Source organism: Planktothrix mougeotii LEGE 06226, from assembly GCF_015207485.1.
Taxonomy (GTDB): domain Bacteria; phylum Cyanobacteriota; class Cyanobacteriia; order Cyanobacteriales; family Microcoleaceae; genus Planktothrix.
This window is the reverse complement of the sequence record NZ_JADEWU010000094.1, coordinates 1-20,780: the sequence shown is the minus strand read 5'-3', so window position 1 is coordinate 20,780 and position 20,780 is coordinate 1. Positions and strand designations below refer to the sequence as shown.

Genomic DNA, 20,780 nt, shown 5'->3' with positions numbered 1-20,780 from the left:
ACTCTTAGACTGATAACTGATAACTGATAACTGATAACTGTTCAAGCATTAACAGCAATGACAAATTCTGAGATGATGGGAAAGCTAGGACTATTGACATCAGTGTATAGCTTGTATGCGAATCGCTCTTTTCACTGAGACCTTTTTGCCCAAAATTGATGGGATTGTGACGCGGCTGTGTCATACGGTCGAACAGTTACAACGGTTGGGAGACGAAGTATTAGTGATTTCGCCAGCAGGGGGACTCACGGAATACAAAGGGGCTAGAATCTATGGGGTTGAGGGCGTTCCTTTACCCTTGTATCCAGAGTTAAAACTGGGAATTCCCCATCCCGGTATTCGGGTTGAGTTAGAGAAATTTCGACCGGATATCATTCATGTGGCGAATCCGGCTATTTTAGGGTTAGGGGGCTTATATTATGCCAAAAAGTTAAATATTCCTTTAGTTGCATCGTATCATACCCATTTACCCCAATATTTGCACCATTATGGTTTGGGAATGTTGGAGGAGGTACTGTGGAGTATGTTACGAGCGGCCCATAACCAAGCTCAATTAAATCTTTGTACCTCAACAGCAATGGTACAAGAACTGGGGAATCACGGGATTGAACGTCTGGATTTATGGCAACGGGGAGTCGATACCGAACTCTTTCAACCGACCTTAGCCAGCCGAGAAATGCGCGATCGCCTGAGTCAAGGACATCCCGATTGTCATTTATTACTCTATGTCGGTCGTTTGGGGGCAGAAAAAGAAATTGAACGGATCAAACCCGTTTTAGAACGCATTCCCAATGCTCGTTTAGCCCTCGTTGGAGATGGCCCCAATCGTCAAGTCCTAGAAACCCATTTTCAGGACACTCCCACTCATTTTGTCGGGTATTTGCGAGGGAAAGAGTTAGCAACAGCTTATGCGTCGGCGGATGCGTTTATTTTCCCCTCCCGTACCGAAACCCTAGGGTTAGTGTTATTGGAAGCAATGGCCGCAGGAACGCCAGTGGTAGCCGCTCGGTCTGGGGGAATTCCTGATATTGTCACCGATGGTATCAATGGCTATTTGTTTGATCCCCGTGACGAAGAAGGGGCAATGACAGCAACCCAACGATTATTGGCAAACCCCCAAGAGCGGGAAACGTTGCGCCAAAATGCTCGTTTAGAAGCAGAACGTTGGGGATGGGCCTCTGCAACCCAACAACTACGCTCTTACTATCAAGGGATTCTCAGCCGTTACTCTTTGTCTTCTGCTGCTTAGGGTTCGTCAGAAACTTTAGACTGAAGACGAGGATGGAAACCATGACCATCCTTTGTCTGCTATCATCTACTCATTCTGTCTCTCTTAGTTGGGAAGGTTCTATTCCATCAAAGCCACTTAACCCTCTGGGATCAGAGTCCGACCGTTTTATCTCCATCACCCAAACTATCCCCTTCCCATGACTTTTTCTAATGCTGGTAGCATCTTAGCTACGCTGACACAAGTGGATCGTATGGGCCTCTTGGCAGCGCGTGTTAAAAACCTGCCAATAGGGGAATTTATTTGCATTTTAGATTTTATTACCGCAGAATTCCAGCAATTTCTTCGGGCAATTGATCTGATCAATAATGAAGCGATCGAAACCCTCTTAGAACAGTTGCTTGATGCCTTTACCCTCAAAATTGGGCAAATTTTACAAGCGGATTGTACAACAATCTTTTTAATTAATCGCAGCAAGAATCAACTCTGGTATACCAAAGTTGATGAAGAAACGGGACAGGCTAAAGAAATCCGTTTACCGATAGATGCGGGAATTTTAGGGTATGTGGCCCAGACGGGGGAAGCTATGAATGTGGTGGATGCCCACAATTGTCCGTTATTTGAAGCGGAAGTGGATGAACCTGTCGGGTATCATACCCACACGATTTTATGTATGCCCATTTTCAGCAGTCAAAACCCAGAGGAAGCGGTGGCTGTGGTGCGGTTGTTGAATAAAGCCGGAGATTTGGCGTTTACAGAAGAAGATGAACAACAATTTCGTTCTTTTGCAGATGCTATTGGGATTATTTTAGAAAGTTGTCAATCGTTTTTTGTTGCCGCCCGGAATCAACGGGGAGTGGCGGCATTATTAAAAGCAACAACAACTTTAGGGCAAAGTTTGGATTTAGAAACTACTTTAAAAGCGGTGATGGAACAGGCGCGGGATTTAATGCAAGCCGATCGCAGCACGTTATTTTTATTAAAAAAAGAAACTCATGAATTGTGGACAAAAGTTGCCACGGCTGATGGTTCACAAATGATGGAAATTCGGATTCCGGCTAATCGAGGAATTGCGGGATATGTGGCTTCTACGGGTCAAGTTTTGAATATTCCTGATGCCTATTGCGATCCTCGGTTTGACCCTACAACTGATCGCAGGACGGGCTATCAAACCCGCAATATTTTATGTATGCCTGTTTATAATGGGGCGGGAGAATTGATCGGGGTCACGCAGTTAATTAATAAAAATAAAGGCAGTTTTACGAATTCTGATGAGGAATTTTTAAGGGCATTTAATGCTCAGGCAGGAATTGCCTTACAAAATGCTCAGTTATTTGAAAATGTGATGGTGGAAAAACAATATCAGAAGGATATTTTACAAAGTCTTTCTGATGTGGTAATTTCAACGGATTTACAAGGAAAAATTGTCACGATTAATGATGCGGCTTTGGAATTATTAGGCTGTCCCAAACCCCAAACCAATGATCGCACCATTCGTCAATATTGGGAAGAAAAATTAACGGGTCGTTATGTGTGGGACGTTGTACCCATTGAAAATTTAAGATTCCGTTTAGAAGATAGTTTACGCCATGCGGCGCGTCATTATGTCCCTGAACAAAGTTTAACGGTGGGTTTAATTAAACAAGAAGAACCCCAAGGAAAAATTGCGGGCTTAATTCCGACTTTAGTGATTCCTGATCGCTATCATGCTGAGATTTATTATCCTTGGGGAGAAGCGACTCCTTTACAACCCAAGGGAACCCTTGATCCTACAACACAATTTCGGGAAATTGAACGCAGTATAAATTTAACTGTAAATCCCCTAACTAACCCAGAAGGAGGGGTTCGAGGGGGGTTAGTGGTGTTAGAAGATATTAGCCGCGAAAAACGGATGAAAACGACTATGTATCGGTATATGACTCCGGGTGTTGCTGAACAGGTGATGGCGCTTGGAGAAGATGTATTAATGGTGGGAGAACGTAAAGAAGTTACGATTTTATTTTCTGATATTCGGGGCTATACAACCTTAACTGAAAATTTAGAAGCATCGGATGTTGTTGCATTATTAAACCAATATTTTGAAACGATGGTAGAAGCGGTTTTTTCCCATGAAGGAACCTTAGATAAATTTATTGGCGATGCGTTAATGGCGGTTTTTGGTGCTCCCCTTCCTTTGCGAGATAATCATGCGTGGATGGCGGTACAATCGGCTTTAGATATGCGCCGACGCTTAAAGGAATTTAACCAAATGCGACCGGATGAACCCCAAATTAAAATTGGGATTGGGATGAGTTCGGGTGAAGTGGTATCGGGAAATATTGGTTCCCAAAAACGCATGGATTATACGGTGATTGGAGATGGGGTGAATTTAAGTTCCCGTCTGGAACAAATTACGAAACAATATGGCTGTGATATTATTATTAGTGAGATGACTTATCATTTATGTCGAGATAAAATTTGGGTGCGGGAATTAGATCGAGTTCGAGTGAAAGGAAAGCAGCAAGCTGTGAGTATTTATGAGTTAATTAGTAATCGTTCTGTTCCCTTAGATTCATCTACAAAAGCGTTTTTAGATTGTTTTAATCAAGGCAGAATTGCTTATTTAACAAGGGATTTTAAACAAGCAATTTTGATTTTTGAAGAAGCCAAAAAAATGCGTCCAGATGATCGGGCGGTACAAATTCATATTGTGCGATCGCAACAATATTTACAAACGTCTGTTCCTGAAGAATGGGATGGAGTTTATACCATGACAACCAAATAATATTCCATTCTTTACCCTTAAATTGACAGGTAAATTTGTGAACCTTGACTGGTTTTATGCACTTCAATTCGAGCTTGAAACGCTTCTTTTAAACTGGGAATATGGGTGACAGTTAGAATACAAGCAAAATCAGAAGCGATCGCATTAATGGCTGCAATTAAGCGATCGCATCCTTCCGCATCTTGGGTTCCAAAACCTTCATCAATAATTAACATTTGTAGAGAAGTTCCCGCCCGTTGTGCTAATAATTTAGCTAAGGCTAACCGAATCGCAAAATTAATTCTAAAGGCTTCTCCCCCCGAATAGGTTTCATAAGAACGAGTTCCCCGCGCATCCGCAATTAAAATTTCTAAGGTTTCAATCATTTTAGCGGTTTTTGCAGATCGGGTACTGCGTCCGGTGCGTTGGGTGACAAATTGAACATGAAGTTGATTGGCAGATAATCGAGATAAAATTTGATTGGTTTCTGCTTCTAACTCTGGTAAAATATTCTCAATCATTAACGCTTGAATGCCATTTTTTCCAAAGGCTTGCGCTAATTCTTGATAAACTCGATATTGACGGCGAACCGTATCGAGTTGGGTTTTTAATTCTGTTTGTTGAGTGTTTAGCTGATCAAGTTGGGTTTGTTGTTGTTGTAAACTTCCCAATTGACCTAAATAACTATCTAATTTAAGCCGTTGTTGTTGAATTAATTGGTCTAACTGTTTTAACGCTTCTGTGGGATCGGGTGTTTCTTGTAATTGCTGTTGTAACAGTTCAATTTGTCCTTGAATCGCTTGTAAATTTTTTACCCGTTCTTCGGTTAATGTTTCTAATTCTTCGATGCGTTTTTGCAGGATTGGATATTGTTGTTTGGCTTGATTTAATTGTTCTGTACGAGTTAACCAAACTTGCGCTTGACGTAACTCAGAACGAATGCGATTATGTTCCTCTACATTATAACCCATTGCGGTTATTTTTTGCTCTATCGTAACAATTTGTTGTTGAATTTCAGAATTATTTTTCTGCTCGGTTAAGGTTTGGGTTGATGTTTGAATTTGAGTTTCTAATTCGGGTTTTTGAGTCGTTATTTTTATTAATTTATCTTCAGCATCCCGAATTTGACTATATTTAATTTCTGCCCAACGATAGCGTTTTTCCTCATTTCTGGCTAAAGCATGGCTTTGTTCATTATAATTAATTTGGCTTAATTTTTGTTCTAAATCCTGCAATTCTGCATATAAATCCGTTGCATAACTTCCCGTTTCTAACATATCTTGAACAGATTTCTGTTCTAAAATCAGTTGTTGTAACTGCTGTTCATCTTGATACAAACCTTCTAATTGTGCTTGAATCTTTCCTCGGTGTTCTCGCAATTCTTCATAGGGTAATAAATCCTGTTGAATTTGTCGATATTCCTCTTGTAAAATTTTCAGTTCTCGATCCGCAACGACTAACTGTTCATGAACCACCCAAATTTGATTTCTGAATTCGTGTTGTTGATTTTGATGCTTAGAAATTACCAAATTCCAGTGATGTTCATCTAAGGGGCGATCGCATAAGGGACAGGGAGGAAATTGGGATCGCAATAACGGTGCATCATCAGTTTCTTTTTCCTCAGATTCCGATTTTGATAAGAGTTGAATTTTCTGTTCTAATTCTGATAATTTTTCTTCATAATCTCGTTTAGAATTATTCAACCTTTCCATAAAATTATGGCGTTCTTGCCCTTTTTCTCGGACTCGCAGTTGATAAACTTTTTTCTTATCTAGTTCTGTAATTTGATTCGCAATAGTTTCTAATTGTGCTTCTAATTGGGGGCGATGTTGTTTAAGGGTTCGTTGGAGTTTTCCCATCGAGGTTTTTAATTCTTCTAACCGAGCTTGTTGACGAGATTGAGATCGATCTAACTCGGTTTGTAGGCGTTGACGATGTTGTAAAAGTGGGGTTACTTCTAATTGTAATTGGTCAAACTGATTTAACCGAGTTCTGGCGGTTTGTAACTGTTCTAAACCCGCTTCAATATCAGGTTTTTGGCTTAAAATTTGTAAATAATCTTGTTCCTGTTGGGTTAAGGCTTCTAAACGAGCTTGTAACGTTTGAATTTGCTGTTGTAAACTATTCAGATGTTGGCGTTGTTGTTCTTGTAACTGTTGGCGTTGCTGTTGATACTCTTGATACAGTTTAAATTGACTTGATAGAGATTCTTCCGTTATTTGTAGCGTTTGAAAATGTTGATATCCGGTTTGAATTTCTGTTTCTTGTTGTAATACCGCTTCGAGTTCCTGACGTTGCTGTTGAGTAGCGACTAATTCCTGTTGTAAACGTCGATAATCTTGGGCAAAAGTTTGATGTTGTTGTTGTTGTCCTGTTAAGAGTTTTTCCCAGGCTTGACGATGATGTTGTTGAGCTTGTAATTGTTGATAATAATCTCGATCTTGGGCTTGTTTTTCTTGCAGATGATCAATCGTTGTTTGTAATTGAATAATATCCTGTTCTAATTGACCTTTTTGTTCAATTTGAGCTTGATTTGTAGTTAAAGTTTGTTCTAAAACTTCCCCTTGAGCTTTATACTCACGCGCTAAATCTTTGGCTTTTTCCGATAACCCATCATATTGATCTAATTTTAATAAACTAGCGAGGATTTCTTTCCGTTCCGTCGGCCGTTTAATCATGAACTCATCCGCCCGTCCCTGTCTCAAATAAGCGGAATTAATAAAGGTATCATAATCTAATTTTAAGTAATCTAAAATCTTTTGTTGAGTCGCTCTTAATCCTCGTTCAGTCAGAGGACGAAATTTAATGGTATCTAAATCTTCTATTTCTTGTAACGCAGTAGTTGCCACTTGAAATTCTAAGGTTCCTGACTGACCTCGACGACGGTTCCGAATTACCCGATATAAATTTCCCTGATTAATAAAGGTAAAATCTACACGAGCTTCTACTTCCCCCATATAGATAATATCATCCTCTGATTCTGCCCGACTATTTCCCCAAACTGCCCAAGCCATTGCTTCTAATAAGGAGGATTTTCCCGCCCCATTGGAACCACAAATACAAGCGGTATGTAAACCACTAAAATCGAGGGTTGCTTCTCGGTAGCTGAGGAAATTTTTTAGGGTCAGTTTTTGGGGAATCATAGATTTTCAGCACTGAAAACAGGGAATTTTTAGGCGGTTGTCGTATTCATCAATCTTATATTAACGCAATTTGTGTTAGTTGGACTTCAACAAAACTATAGAAGGAGATCAACTTGATTGATTTCGCAGATTTTGAGCCATTAAATACAGGGTCGTCCATTCCTGTTGAATTTGGGTAATTTTGAGGGTTAAGGCTTGAGCAATTGTTTCTAAAGTTTCCCCTGCTTTTAAACGTTCCAGAATGTTTTGTTGGGTGGGGGTTAAACCTTCGCAAAATTCTTGCCATTGCTGGGAGGTTAACCCTAAACGATGTTCTGATAAAGAGGTTCCTAACCAACTGGTGACTAATTCCGGGTTTTGTTTTAAGGTAAAATTTTTAATCGCATGATAACTGACTTTTTCTCGCAGTCGATAGATTTGTTTAATGGGTAAATTTAGTTTTTGAGCGATCGCTTCTTGGGATAATCCTTGTAAATATAACCGCAACCATTCTGCCGCAATGGGGTCAACATTTTTAATTAAATAAGCTTCAAATTCCGCTTGAACAGCTAACCGTTGATTTTGTTGGGTTTGGAAATATTGTTCATCTTCATAGTGAGAAACCGCTTGATGATCGAATAAACTAATGGTTTCATCTGTCTCATCGGATAGGATTTCATCGGATAACTGTTTAATCCATTCTCCGGTGGGAACTTGGGTTAAGCCTCCCCGTTGAGTGCGACGTAAATAGTTAACAAATCGATAAACTAATAACGGTTGATTCCGAATCGGACGCAGACAATATTCTTCTACAGTTGTTAATAATAAAGCATTTCTTAATTGTTGATTAGAGGTACATTGAGAAATCCATTGCATTTGTTGTTGTAAATAGCGATCGCTATTCAACATTTCCTGTACCACTTCTTGTAAAACATCCACCACTTGACGTTGACGATCTCGACTGGTAGCAACCCACAGGCGAACTTTTTGCCGCAAAATCACTAAACTCCCTAAGCGCTGCATTAAATGGCGATAAGCTTTTTCGGGAGACACTTCTAAATAGCGCTGTTGTAGAATGCGATAGCGAAAATTTAACCCTTGTTTGATCCGGTCTTGTTGGTCAGGAGGGAGAGTCTCTAAGGATTCAGAATGTTCTCCCAGTAACCAACGAATCAGGCTTTCTCGCGTGTTTGGGTTTAAGTGAGGGTAGTCGTTTTCCAGTTGAAAACGCCACTGATTTTTCCAAGATTCTGATAACGTCATTTAAAATTTAAAAGGTGCAAACAATTATCAATTTTAAGCTGTTTTCCTATTTTATCCTAAATCGGGTAAGCTACCATCGATTTTATGGGCTTGAACTGGAGAGTTTTCATTGAGTTTATTATGGATCATTTCAACTAAATGTTGAGTTTCTGCGGTTATTTGTTGCTCATTTAGGGCAACCATTTTGTCAATGACACCTAGATAATTTTCTCCTTTTCGACCTAATAAAAAATAAGTATTCATACTACCTTTCCCTTTAATTGAAATTAAACCTCGTTTAACGACAACATATTTTTTCGGTAAAAGATGATAAGTATCTTCACTGATTTGAATATGTCCTGCCAACCCATGAGATTCCATTCGAGAAGCGATATTCACCGTATCTCCCCATAAATCATACAAGAATTTTTTAATCCCAATCACACCCGCAACAACAGGGCCGCTATGAATTCCAATTCGCACACTAAAGGCTTTATGATGGGTCTGATTAAATTCCAGAATTGCGCTTTGCATATCTAATGCCATATCTGCGATCGCAATGGCATGATCAGACCGAGGATCAGGTAATCCCCCCACCACCATATAAGCATCACCAATGGTTTTAATTTTTTCTAATCCATATTTTTCTGTTAATCGATCAAAACTAGAGAATAATTCATTCAGTAAATTGACTAAAGAAATCGGACTTAAGGAAGATGAAATTTGGGTAAATCCAACAATATCGGCAAATAAAACAGTGACTTCTCCAAAATGTTCAGCAATCGTTTTTGTTTCTTGTTTCAGACGATTTGCAATCGGTTCGGGTAAAATATTTAAGAGTAAGCGTTCTGTTTGTTTCTGTTGATAACGCAGTGCAACTTCCGCCAATTTTCGTTTAATAAACTGACCTAACTGACTACCAATAGCGGTCATGGTTTGCATTAATTCAGGATCAGGCGAAGTTTTTTCTTGACTGAAAAAAGCCATCACTCCTAAGACATCTTTTCCATCTTGAATGGGGAATCCAAAAGCCGTCTGTAGCCCTAATTCTTGAGCAATACGATGATGAGGAGATTCTTCATCCATCATCAAATCTTCACTCCACTGAGCAAAGCCACTACCCCAAATTTGACCCGGTAAACCCATATTCAGATCTAAGGTTATATTTTCATACAGCTTTTCAATTGTTGATAATTCAATCCTGGGTTTTGCCCAGATTTCAAGACACTGAAGTTTCGGGTTAATTGACTTAAGTTTAAAAGCAGATTCTTGAGCCAGTTCATTCTCTAACATTAAGAGATCTGCTGAAAAAGGTTCTAACATCCAGACTTCGCCTAAAACCCATCCCCAACTTTCACAAATTGAGCGTAAAATTTGCAGGAAGGCTTCATGAATATTTGCGGCTTCCGATAAAATTCGAGAAATTTGGTATTGAGTGAAAACCCTTTGTTGAGCCCGTTTTCGAGCGGTGACATCCCGGCCAACATAAATAAAATCAAGGCTATCATCCGTATCAGTTGTTAGAGTAGAAATCGAAAATTCTAAGATGATTATACCCCCATATTTCTTTTTACAACTTAATTCTAAATTTTTAAATAGAAAGTCTTCTTTTTTGAGGAAAGATTCGGTTAAATACTCTTTTAAAGCCGTGTCATCTTCCAAAAAATCAAAAATAGGATTATTAATTAAATCCGCTTGATTATATCCTAACAATGATAAGGTTGCCAGATTGACTTTTTTAATCATGCCCTGTTGATTTGTTACAATTAAAATATCCTCCATTGAGGTAATAATTCGGTCAATATATTGTTGAGAATGGGAATAGGCATTTAACAACAACCGAGATTCATTGGTTTCTTGAACTAATGCTTGCTCTAACTGCATTTTTTGCGTAACATTCTCAAAAAGGATCATTAATTCAGGGATATGTTTACCTTGAATTGAAACGCCCAAAAAGTACATATTAAAATAAATTAATTCACTGTCCGGGATTTGTCGGCTCATGGAATTCAATTCAAAATAATCTTGCTCCCCTTGGATAATGGCATCAATGATCTCCTCGGTTCCAAACAGTTCAGGAAAATAAGATTGAACGTTTTCTCCGATTACAATCGATGCAGCATCCTCCGCAAGCCGAACAACTCCTGGAGAAAACTCTTTAATGCTCAAGTCTGGATTAACAACTAGGTAATCCATTTGACGAAGAGTTAAAAACTGTTTAAATAAATTATCCATAATCCCTGAATGACTTCAATAAAGTTATTCTTTTTCTTAAATCTTAGCGTTAGATCACACTATTTTGGGGTAGATGCAATCGAATGAAAGGTACAATTAGGGAGAGGCTATACAAATGGAATTTCGGCCATTTTGTTTAGCTTGATACAAAGCTTGATCAGCCGTGTGAATGACAATTTGAGGGGTTAAATGTTCGATAGGAATTAAAGTCGCCACTCCAATACTCATTGTGACATAATTACTGACCTCAGATTCCCGATGGGGAATTTGCAAGGCTTCCACCTGTTCCCGAATTCTTTCTGCAACCTCAAGGGCTTCTGAAGTCTGGGTATTCGGTAAAATTACAGCAAATTCCTCCCCTCCATAACGAGCCACTAAATCGCTACTTCGTTGAACAATATTCTGTAAAACTTGAGCGACTTCCTGTAAACAAAAATCCCCCGCTAAATGTCCATAGCTATCATTGTATTGTTTAAAATAATCAATATCGAGTAAAAGCAACGATAAAGGTGATCCTTCTCGTCTCAATCGATTCCATTCTTGATAAAGTACCCGATCAAAATGACGACGATTGGCTAGACCTGTTAATCCATCTTGAATTACTAACTGTTGTAATCCTTGATAAGCAATTTGTAATTGTTCATAAAGTTCGGCTTGTTGCAACGCAATAGCAATTTGGGTTGCTAATTCCTCTAATAAGTTAATTTCCCACACTTCCCAATGGCGAGGTTGATAGCATTGATGGGCCATTAATAATCCCCAAACTTGATTGGTGGAATTAGACTCTTGAGAGGAGTCATAAATCAGAATGGGTACAACTAAACTCGCTTTAACTTTTAATTGAAGTAAAGAATAGAGATAGGGAAAATTAATAGGAATTAAGTAAACATCCTCAATGGCATCGATTTTTCCCGAATTAAAATAAGATAATAAAAGAAAATTAAAATCTGGGGTTAAAATAGACGGATTTAGAGGTGAGATAGAAGAATTGATGACGGTTTCAGCGATTATTCGTCCTTCTGTCGGGGTGAAAAATCGATAAATTAAAACTCGATCAACCTGTAAAAAATGACGAATTTCTCCGACAATGGTTTGTAAGGTTTCTTGTAAGCTTAAAGATTGATGAATGCGTTGGGTAATCGTTTTTAAAAGCCGATCGCGTTCTCCTTGTTGACGGAACTGAAATTCCACCCGTTTCTGTTCCGTCATATCTCGACCGATCCAAACAAATTCTTGATTTTCAGAAATATCAAAATTCAGGGAGGAACAGGAAAATGAGATCGGAAAAAACGTTCCAGTTTTAGCTTTACAGAGAATTTCTATCGGATTTAATAAATGAAAAGAAGCTAAGAATTCTGATTCTTTAAAATTATGGGTAATTTTTTCGTTTTCAAATAATTTAAAAATAGAGTGTTGAATTAATTCTTCTTGGGAATATTTAAATAAAATAATGGTGGCTTTATTAATTATTTTAATAATTCCCTGATGATCTGTTACGATCAACAAATCAGTCATAGAATTAATGATTTGATTTAGATAGGTTTTAGTTTTATCTAAAGCACTTAAAGCCAATCCATATTCTTTCGCAACTTGAGTAATTTTTTGTTCTTTTAAAACCCATTCTGTTGTATCCTCCAAGACAATTAATAACTCTTCATGATTGAGAGGATTTTCAGGATTATTTAAAACATAAATATCAAAATAGATAACTTCTTCTTCCTTTAAACCCCGGCAGATTCCTTTGATTTCAAATTGATTAATTTGATGATTAATAATTTTTTTAAAGGTTTCTTCTAATCCAATTAACTCAGGAAAAGCATCACAGACATCTTCTCCAGATCGCACTTGCTCTGGACAATCTGCAAATCGGGCGACACCCCAAGATAATTCGACAATCCTAAGCTCTGAATTAATGGTCAAATATTCAATGTTTTTAGGTGCTAAGATTTTTTTTAACAGTGTGTTCATAACTTATCCCAGAACAAATGCACAACTAAATTCTATAACTTATCAAGATAGAAATTTTTGAGAAAGTTGGTGGAAAATCGTATCAACATGATCCCCGGTTTTGGCGGAGGTTTGATAGCTGGCTAAAATTTGTCCACATTGCTTAAAATCTGGAGCGAGTTTAACAATTCGTTCCAGTTCAGTTGAGTCAACTAAATCAATTTTATTAAACGCAATGACCATAAATCCTTTCGGATTGACTGATAAAAATAAGTCAATATGTTCCGAGAGCCGTTCTACCGTTTCCTGACGGGTCACATCTGCAACAATGACCGTACCGCTTGCTCCTTGTAAATAACTGGGGGCGATCGCTTTAAATTTAGTATGGCCTTCAATATCCCAAATTAACAATTGCACAGTTCCCGTTTTTTCAGGATTCAGGACTGCGAGATCAACAGCTTTGCGAGAAATTTTAACTCCCACCGTAGACAAATATTGATCACTAAATTGACGATCCACAAATCTCCGAATCAAACTGGTTTTTCCAACTCCAAAATCACCGACTAAGCAAATTTTTTTAGAAATCATGGTTTTAAAGGTTTATGCTCTTGAACTTCTAAAGGTATTATCTCAAACAAAACGGTTTGACTCAACCAAGGCTCCTGATTCTCATCTACTCCCCCAGGATATTCGGTTTTTCCGACCGCTTCCAGCCGTCGTCGATCAATCCCTAAATCCTCCAAAATATTTTGAACGGTTTGAGCCCGTTTTACGGCTAACTGATTATTTTTACCAGGGTTTTCCTGTTGATGACTATAACCAATAATTCGTAATTTGAGATCGGGGTATCGCTTTAAATATTGAGCGAGAGGGACAAGTTTACCGAGTAAATCCTTCAAGATTAATTCCGCCGAATTAACCTTAAAATAAATCCGAGTCGGAATCGGAAGAGGTTGTACAACCAGATTGGCAACCACAGAATCCACCCCCTCAATTTTCTCAAATGCTTGGGTGATTTTCTGGATATCTTCAGCTTTAATTACTTTTCCTTTCAAAGTAACTTGAGATCTTTGATAATCAGCCGAAATAGAAATCCCACTGATTTGATTGAGCAGCGTTGTCATTTGCTTAACTTCCCTGGCAATTTTAACCGGATCGGGAGGAAGTTTAACGGCAATAATTCGATTTTCAATTTGAAAATTAGGAGCCGTTTGTTGAGCGATCGCTTTCGCTTTATCTTTCAACCTAGCCGTTGGAACTTTACCTTCTAATTCTAGTGTTTGTCCCTGCACTTGAACAGATAAAGGATAAATCGCCAACTCAGGTTCTGATGCTAATTTTTTCGTTAATGTAGCTTCTAATTGGCGCAAATTTATCTGGCGGTATTGATAAATTCCCAAAGCAATTAAAATTAAGCTGAATAGGACTGAACCCAGGACTAAAAGAGTCATTGGCTTTTGATACACTTTCCAATCTATTCCCACCCGCATCAACCCTTCAAGCTGACAAGGAATTCCTTCAGGAACTGAATCTGGATCGCCTTCAAACTCTTCAATTTCCCGACTATATTTAATAATCAATGTTGCCATTGTTTGGCGCATTTTTTTAATAAATGCTTTAGGCGGTTCTCCTTTAACCAGCACAGCCAAATAACAATATCCAGCCACTTCAAGAATAATTTTAGAATCCCCATACTCAATTTCATTCAGTTCTGAAATTTCTCCGGTTTGCACAATACAATCATTCACAAAACTGCGAATTGCCGTTAACATTCCCGCTATCATTTCGGCTTCAAGTTGTTGATCGGGTTGTTGCATTTGAGCAATGACTAAACCAGAACCTTTGTGAATTAAAAATACCGCTTGCACGATAAAATTACTCACTTCCTTTAAAATCAGTTCTGCTTCCGATACCCCTTGAACTTTCGATTGAATTTTCCGTTTGATTCCTTGCATACTCAAAGCACTATTCACTTTGTCATTAATGTCTTTAATGGCTTCCCCTAAATAGCGACTAATCGTACTCCCAATCACCGGATACAACGCATCCACCATTGAATCTCGTTCTAAACTAACTTGTTCTTTAATCGTGCGTCCAATGGTAGGTGCTAAAGCTTCGGCAATTTCATTGCGATCAATTCTAATTTGTTCTCGAATCGCAGCCCCAATTTCTGGCCCAATCGCTTGAGCAATTTCTTTAGGAGAATCCCGAATTTGTTTTTTAATCGCTTCAGGAATTAAATCCGCAATAGCAGCACTCATCGCCATTCGATCCGTTTGACCTTTTCCTCGAATTACTTCATCAATAATTGGAATAAAAGCTTGAATAAGCTCCTCTTTGGATTCATTAACTTTTAAATTTAAGAGTTGACCAATAGTAGGAAGCAACAGTTCAATTAATTTTTGAGGTTCATAAATTTGGATTTCAATGCGATTGAGTTGCTGTGTAATCCGGTCTACCAGTTCTCGCACTTCTGGCAATTCCGATCCTAATAATTGATTTTTCAACTCTTCTAAATCATCCGTTAAGTTAGAGCCAAACATTAACTCTTGTAATTGCTCTAAGGGATCATCAGGATTAGAAGCTTTTTTGATGGGTGAGGGATTGGATACTTTTAATTCCGTATTTTGGGGATTACGTTGAAGCGAAGGTTGATCTAAATTAAAGGCTTTTAATAAAGGTTCAAGAGCTTTTAAATCCACAGGATCAGAGGGATCATCCTCTTCAATTTTCTCCCGATTAGATGAAACAATTTTAGGAGTTTCCTCGGTTGATTTTAGCTCAACAGAAACTTCTAAATTTTGAGAGGGTATCGAGGAAGGAATTGAAGGGAAATTCTCTTCTATTTTGCTTACGGAATAGTCAACGTCCATCGCCGTAGAAGGAGGTTTTTCCAATAAGGGCAGGAGTCGCAAAATCCCATCATCTTCTAGCGTTGAAGGTTGAAAAGGCACAGGATGAATCGATGGATTTGAGTTAGGAAACTCAGGCTCAGAGGCTACAGAATCAACCGTTAAGGGGGTGGGGAATGGTTCTGGATCTAGGGGTAATCTTGAGGGAGGACGAGGAGATTTAGACTCATGACTCAGGTTTAAATCGAGTAATAAATTGATCAACGATGCTAGGGGATCACCCTCAACTCCATCGGATGAATTCTGTTGAGAGGTTATCCCCTGTTGTTGATCAATAGAGCTTAAATTATCCTGAGAAGAGGTCATAGTTTTGACCGAATTTAGAATTTAAAAGTGGTGATGTTCAGGAAGTGCAAAACCTCCATTGGTTTGCTCATCGGCGGCTTGTTTGATCGCTGGGACAAATTCAGTTCCTTTTAATCTCATCCCAACTTCAAATAGCACTTCCGCCATATCATCACGGGAGACTTTGACTTCTGTTAATAGAGAAAAGCGTCGATCCAGTTCTTCTAATACTTGGTTTTTAAGATTGCGAACCTCCTCTTGTAACTGATCACGAGTTTGTCCTAATTCTTCACGTAGAGAATTGGTTTGTTGATCTAAAGCTTCATCCAAAGCTTCAATACTGCTGGAAAATTTGCGGTTGAGCCGATCGGTTTGTTGTCGCAGATCTGTTAATTCTTCCTGGGAATTTAAGGTCAGAATTTTGATTTTTTTGTCTAAATTTTCTACGGAGGACTTGATTTCTGACGTTAAAACCGTTTTCAGTTGTTCAACACGATCTTGGATATCTTGTTGCAGAGTTGCGAGATCGGACTCCATCTTTTCAAACCGACTATTATAGTCTCGGAGTTGAGATCCAAATATAATATCACGGATTTGGTCGATATTGCCTAAACGCTCTCGCATTTCTTCTTTCGTGATTTCAGCCATGTTTACGTCCTCATCAATCTTTATAGTCGGGAGAATTTGCCAATCAGGAATTATAGTTGAGTTTTTTCCCTAAGTTTAGCGTTTTACCCTAGAACTGTATCAAAAATTTAGCCAGAAGAACAGCTAAGGGGAAATTTTCAACCCTCCCGTTGTTACCGTTGGAGAAATAGCATAAAAAATTAGGATACACAATACTCTAAAGGTATAGATTCGGTTTTCTTTGATCAGCAAAATTTTGATGTCCTACTTTAGATTGAAGTTAGGCTACAATTTTGGCTACAATTGAACACGCCCTAGTCTGTAGTCGCTCTGACCCTTCAATTCATTCCCAGGTTTTGGACAATCTTCGAGTTTAGATGTCCCAGATTTGAAGCATCCAAAGATATTCAGAAAGATTAATTTTATTTTGAGCGTTAAATTGAATTCCTTCTGTATTCCTATTCCCTATTTTCTTTCCCCCTCTGTTCGGTGTTCAGTGTTCGGTGATCACTAAGTTATCCCGATGAACCACTGTTTCTGCACCTTCATATCCTAAAATTTCAGGAATTTTATCCGAATGCAAACCCTTTATTTTTTGTAATTCTCCACTATTATAATTAACTAAACCTCTAGCAATTTCCTGTCCTTCTAAATCACAAATTTGTACCGAATCTTGCACCGCAAATTCTCCGTCAATTTTTGTAATTCCTGCTGCTAATAAAGATTTTCCTCCTTTAGAAATTGCCTTGACTGCCCCTGCATCTAAATAAAGTTTACCCATTGGAATTAATACATTAGCAATCCAATGTTTTCGAGCATTAACAGGTCGAATTTGGGGTTCAAATTGAGTCCCAATGGCTTCCCCTTGCAGGATTTTTTCTAAATTTTGGGGATATTTTCCCTCTGTAATAACGGTTCTCACCCCTGATCCCGTAGCAATTCGGGCTGCTTCAATTTTTGTAATCATTCCTCCCGTTCCCCATCCACTGCGAGAATCTCCTGTTTGCACTTGAAATTCTTCTAATTGTTCCATACTCGTGATTAAACTAATCGGTTGAGCGTTGGGATTTTCACGGGGGTCGGCTGAATATAATTGATCAACATCTGTTAATAAAAATAACCAATCCGCCTCTACTAAACTCGCAACTAATGCCGAAAGAGTATCATTATCCCCAAATTTTAATTCATCAACGGCAACGGTATCATTTTCATTAACAATGGGAATTACGCCTAATTTTAACAATTGTTGAAACGTATTATAAACATTCACATAACCGTTACGTTGAACTAAATCTCCCCGTGTCAGCAAAACTTGAGCAATGGGTTGTTGGAGGGAACTAAATAAATCATCATAAACCCGCATCAACCGACCTTGACCCACGGCGGCTACCGCTTGTTTTAAGGCAATGGTGCGAGGACGTTCCGTTAATCCTAAGCGATCGCGTCCCACTCCCACCGCACCGGAAGAAACTAAAACGACTCGATACCCCTGATGCCGTAACCGGGCCAAGGTTTCTACTAACGTCGCCAACGTCGATAACGCTAAATGTCCTGTGGTCGCCTGGGTTAAACTCGATGTACCAATTTTGATAACAAGGGTTTGAGACATAAAGGATGTTGACGGTTGACGGTTGACGGTTGACAGTTGACGGTTAATGACTCACCGTAAAACGCCAACCCCCCCAAAGCAGGGAAGGCTGGCGTTTTACAACAGAATTTAAGGATTGGTATACTGAGGGTCTTTATATAAGCTGACCCGATTTGTTATTAAATCATTATTATGATCCCATAAAACTTTAACCCGTTGAAATTTCATAATCTTTTCTTTAGATTTCAAGTTATTTTCGTTACAGAAAAAACCGATTGCGGTTTTAATCAGTGCAGGGTTGCTCCTAGCATTTTGGAGAGCCACACTTCAATATTACGAACAGAATTAGCTGGAGGCATCATGGTGGGATCAACCATCGGCTCCACCAGAATTGTAAACATTCCGAGACGGTTTCCCGCCAAAACATCTGTAAATAAGCGATCGCCCACCATAGCCACCTGTTCTACGGGTAAATCCATCGCTTCAACGGCTCGCTTGAGTTTCCGGCGAGAGGGTTTACCCGCGCCACTAATGTAGGGCAAATTTAACGTTTCAGCAATACTACCAATCCGAGCTTGGCTAATATTGTTACTCACCAACCATAGACAAGTCTGAGGTTTGAGGGTATCGATCCAACCTTTAAGCTGTTCAGACACAGACTTTTCCGTAATCGGAACTAAGGTTTCATCCACATCTAGCACCATGCCTTTAATTTGGTGCTGTTCTAATAGATCCGGTGTCAAATGGACAACGCAATCTCCCAAAACTAAATCAGGTTGTAAGAGTTTCCCCCAAGACATAAGAATTATAAAATTTTAGCCCCTTGATTTTAACCGAAAACGGGGTAACTTGCCGGCATCCTCCCTATAACTCTCTTATTGAGAAGAAAGATTGCGTTCAACTTCAGCAATTGCTGCTTGATGTTCCGCTTCTGTCCGGCTGAAAATATGGGTTCCGTCGTAACGCGCCATAAAGTAGAGATAATCGGTTTTTTCAGGGTTGAGTGTTGCTTTTAAACTCGCTAAACCCGGACTGGCGATCGCCGTTGGCGGTAAACCCACATTAATATAAGTATTGTAGGGAGACGGCGTTTCCACCTGTTTAAAGGTTAGGGGTTGATCAACGGTTTGACGAATTCCCAAAGCATATTCTACTGTCGGATCAGAAGCGAGTTGAATTCCTTTTTGCAAACGGTTGTGAAACACCCCAGAAATGCGATTTCGTTCTTCAGCGACAACGGCTTCTTTCTCCACAATACTCGCCAGTGTCACCCATTCATTCAAATCTAAATTCAGTTGGGATTTTGCTTGTTGATAGATCGGTAAAGCCGATTCTTGAAACCGATTTAACATCTGGCGAATGATGCCTTGGGGTGTGACTTCAGCCGATTCCACTTGATAAGTATCGGGAAACAAAAAACCTTCTAGTAAGGGTAAATTTTGAGGGAGCCAAGGATAATCTTGATAGGGAATTTGACGACTTGCTGTGATAAATTCCTCCGCCGAGAAAAATCCTTGTTGTTCAAAATATTCCGCCATTTGTTGAATTGACCAGCCTTCTGGAATCGTGAAACTAAGCGTCATCACTTCCCCATTCCAGATTTTAGCAGCAACTTCACTCAAGGATTGAGTTGGAGCCAGAGAATAGCTTCCGGCTTTAAAATCTCCTTGAGGATCTTTGAAGATTAACCACCGTGCCCACAGTCTCCAAGCCAAATCGGAACGAATTAATCCGGCTGCTTTCAAATCTTCCCCAATTTGCTGGCTTGATGTTCCAGGGGGAATCAGGATTTTCACACTGTTTCCACTCCCACTGGAGGATCTCACCTGTTCTTCACTTTGAGGAGCCGCACTGGCCCAACTCCACCACATCCAACCTTGCCATCCGAAGAATCCCCAGATCATCGGTAGGATGAGAAGATAAAAAAAACCTTTAGAAAACCCTTTCAAGGTTTGTTTATTTTGAGGTTTCTTTTGCTTTGTTTTTGCAATTTCCAAATTGCCACTCCCAAATCAAAACTCGATTTTACCTTGTACTGAAACCCCGCCCATCTCCCTCTGAGGAGATATTTATTGTTCAGGGGTCGATACAGACCTGAATGGGTTACTCCAAAGCATCAAAAAGTTGATCTTCAATCAAGGGTAACAAAGGTTCTAACTTTTGAAATTCTTCCGGGGAAAGTTGTTTATATTCTCCCTCTTCATTGGTTTTAGCGAGAATAAAGAACGGATCGGCAGGGGTATAAATTCCGTATTCTTGCTCTTCGTAATAGAAACTCGCTAACCACAGGAGTTCCTCAAATTCTTCTTGGTCAGGTTGGGAAGAATCGAGATCGGAATTAGATTCTCCTTCTTCAGGAAAATCCGGTAATTCTCCTTCTACAGTTAGGGTAATCCCTGTTCGTTTGAGATCTAAATTGTGTTCTGCTAAAACAGCTTTAGCCGTTTTGAAAATTCTGTCAATTTCTGCTTCTGATTCTACAGGAACAGCAGATTCATCATCATCATCCTCGTCATTCCAAGTTAAGATTTCGATGGGCGTGTCCACAGGAAGAAGCAATCCATACTCTTGACCTTCTAACTGAATTGAGGATTGCAAGGTGCACACCAGCGATCGCCCCTGCTCATCGGTCAGGGTGACGTAGGCTTCCTCAGAACGTCCATTATCGTTGGGAAATTTAGATGGGAGCATCATTTATTACTGTACTATTTTTAGCCGCACTAAACGGCACTGGGGAGGAGTGCTCAAGAGATACGCTCAACCCTTTTCAACACCAGGATATCATCAAATTGGTTGACTATTAACGCAGCACCACCGCCAACCCCCTACTCCCCTTCTCTCCCCACTTCTC

At 39.3% G+C, this 20,780-nt stretch carries 13 protein-coding genes; 2 read left to right on the top strand and 11 right to left on the bottom strand.

The features are described from left to right. Positions 1 to 115 precede the first annotated feature (115 nt). Together IQ236_RS24425 and IQ236_RS24420 are read left to right on the top strand one after the other, a co-directional pair. Positions 116 to 1,249 (top strand): glycosyltransferase family 4 protein, encoded by a 1,134-nt coding sequence (locus tag IQ236_RS24425; RefSeq protein ID WP_193871686.1) that lies wholly within the window; start codon positions 116 to 118, stop codon positions 1,247 to 1,249. 178 nt (positions 1,250 to 1,427) lie between these two features. Continuing rightward, positions 1,428 to 3,992 carry an adenylate/guanylate cyclase domain-containing protein gene (locus IQ236_RS24420; protein ID WP_193871685.1) on the top strand — a complete coding sequence of 855 codons (2,565 nt, stop codon included), beginning with the start codon at positions 1,428 to 1,430 and terminating at the stop codon, positions 3,990 to 3,992. Between the two features lie 17 nt (positions 3,993 to 4,009). Here the strand turns inward: IQ236_RS24420 and sbcC are convergent, their stop codons facing one another. The 11 genes from sbcC to IQ236_RS24365 form a co-directional block, all read right to left on the bottom strand. Beyond that, positions 4,010 to 7,114 (bottom strand): exonuclease subunit SbcC, encoded by a 3,105-nt coding sequence (gene sbcC, locus IQ236_RS24415; RefSeq protein ID WP_193871684.1) that lies wholly within the window; start codon positions 7,112 to 7,114, stop codon positions 4,010 to 4,012. A 108-nt stretch (positions 7,115 to 7,222) separates the two neighbouring features. Continuing rightward, positions 7,223 to 8,356 carry a HetZ-related protein 2 gene (locus IQ236_RS24410; protein WP_193871683.1) on the bottom strand — a complete coding sequence of 378 codons (1,134 nt, stop codon included), beginning with the start codon at positions 8,354 to 8,356 and terminating at the stop codon, positions 7,223 to 7,225. A gap of 51 nt (positions 8,357 to 8,407) precedes the next feature. Further along, the gene (locus IQ236_RS24405; RefSeq protein ID WP_193871682.1) at positions 8,408 to 10,570 is read right to left on the bottom strand and encodes an adenylate/guanylate cyclase domain-containing protein; all 2,163 of its coding nucleotides are present in this window, start codon (positions 10,568 to 10,570) and stop codon (positions 8,408 to 8,410) included. Positions 10,571 to 10,666: 96 nt separating this feature from the next. Then, positions 10,667 to 12,538 carry a sensor domain-containing diguanylate cyclase gene (locus IQ236_RS24400; RefSeq protein WP_193871681.1) on the bottom strand — a complete coding sequence of 624 codons (1,872 nt, stop codon included), beginning with the start codon at positions 12,536 to 12,538 and terminating at the stop codon, positions 10,667 to 10,669. A gap of 42 nt (positions 12,539 to 12,580) precedes the next feature. Beyond that, the gene (locus IQ236_RS24395; RefSeq protein WP_193871680.1) at positions 12,581 to 13,105 is read right to left on the bottom strand and encodes a Rab family GTPase; all 525 of its coding nucleotides are present in this window, start codon (positions 13,103 to 13,105) and stop codon (positions 12,581 to 12,583) included. Further along, entirely contained in the window at positions 13,102 to 15,735 is a 2,634-nt protein-coding gene (locus IQ236_RS24390) for an OmpA family protein (RefSeq protein ID WP_193871679.1), read from the bottom strand. The genes IQ236_RS24395 and IQ236_RS24390 overlap by 4 nt, the downstream gene beginning before the upstream one ends. 21 nt (positions 15,736 to 15,756) lie before the next feature. Beyond that, positions 15,757 to 16,362, bottom strand: coding sequence for a hypothetical protein (locus IQ236_RS24385; RefSeq protein WP_190524630.1), 606 nt, complete (start codon positions 16,360 to 16,362; stop codon positions 15,757 to 15,759). Positions 16,363 to 16,834: 472 nt separating this feature from the next. Continuing rightward, entirely contained in the window at positions 16,835 to 17,950 is a 1,116-nt protein-coding gene (gene proB / locus IQ236_RS24380; RefSeq protein ID WP_193871678.1) for a glutamate 5-kinase, read from the bottom strand. Positions 17,951 to 18,216: 266 nt separating this feature from the next. Continuing rightward, positions 18,217 to 18,729: a YqeG family HAD IIIA-type phosphatase gene (locus IQ236_RS24375; protein WP_193871677.1), complete on the bottom strand. Its 513-nt coding sequence runs from the start codon at positions 18,727 to 18,729 to the stop codon at positions 18,217 to 18,219. Between the two features lie 75 nt (positions 18,730 to 18,804). Further along, positions 18,805 to 19,878: an endolytic transglycosylase MltG gene (gene mltG, locus IQ236_RS24370; RefSeq protein WP_190524662.1), complete on the bottom strand. Its 1,074-nt coding sequence runs from the start codon at positions 19,876 to 19,878 to the stop codon at positions 18,805 to 18,807. A 154-nt stretch (positions 19,879 to 20,032) separates the two neighbouring features. Beyond that, on the bottom strand, positions 20,033 to 20,620 hold the full coding sequence (locus IQ236_RS24365; protein ID WP_193871687.1) for a DUF3727 domain-containing protein: 588 nt from the start codon (positions 20,618 to 20,620) through the stop codon (positions 20,033 to 20,035). Positions 20,621 to 20,780 lie beyond the last annotated feature (160 nt).

What these genes read in the sequence shown, in the direction of transcription:
- IQ236_RS24395 (WP_193871680.1), bottom strand. Translation starts at nt 13,105, where the DNA reads ATGATTTCTAAAAAAATTTGCTTAGTCGGTGATTTTGGAGTTGGAAAA.
- IQ236_RS24405 (WP_193871682.1), bottom strand. Translation starts at nt 10,570, where the DNA reads ATGGATAATTTATTTAAACAGTTTTTAACTCTTCGTCAAATGGATTAC.
- sbcC (WP_193871684.1), bottom strand. Translation starts at nt 7,114, where the DNA reads ATGATTCCCCAAAAACTGACCCTAAAAAATTTCCTCAGCTACCGAGAA.
- proB (WP_193871678.1), bottom strand. Translation starts at nt 17,950, where the DNA reads ATGTCTCAAACCCTTGTTATCAAAATTGGTACATCGAGTTTAACCCAG.
- IQ236_RS24385 (WP_190524630.1), bottom strand. Translation starts at nt 16,362, where the DNA reads ATGGCTGAAATCACGAAAGAAGAAATGCGAGAGCGTTTAGGCAATATC.
- IQ236_RS24420 (WP_193871685.1), top strand. Translation starts at nt 1,428, where the DNA reads ATGACTTTTTCTAATGCTGGTAGCATCTTAGCTACGCTGACACAAGTG.
- IQ236_RS24375 (WP_193871677.1), bottom strand. Translation starts at nt 18,729, where the DNA reads ATGTCTTGGGGGAAACTCTTACAACCTGATTTAGTTTTGGGAGATTGC.
- IQ236_RS24425 (WP_193871686.1), top strand. Translation starts at nt 116, where the DNA reads ATGCGAATCGCTCTTTTCACTGAGACCTTTTTGCCCAAAATTGATGGG.
- IQ236_RS24400 (WP_193871681.1), bottom strand. Translation starts at nt 12,538, where the DNA reads ATGAACACACTGTTAAAAAAAATCTTAGCACCTAAAAACATTGAATAT.
- IQ236_RS24410 (WP_193871683.1), bottom strand. Translation starts at nt 8,356, where the DNA reads ATGACGTTATCAGAATCTTGGAAAAATCAGTGGCGTTTTCAACTGGAA.
- IQ236_RS24365 (WP_193871687.1), bottom strand. Translation starts at nt 20,620, where the DNA reads ATGCTCCCATCTAAATTTCCCAACGATAATGGACGTTCTGAGGAAGCC.
- IQ236_RS24390 (WP_193871679.1), bottom strand. Translation starts at nt 15,735, where the DNA reads ATGACCTCTTCTCAGGATAATTTAAGCTCTATTGATCAACAACAGGGG.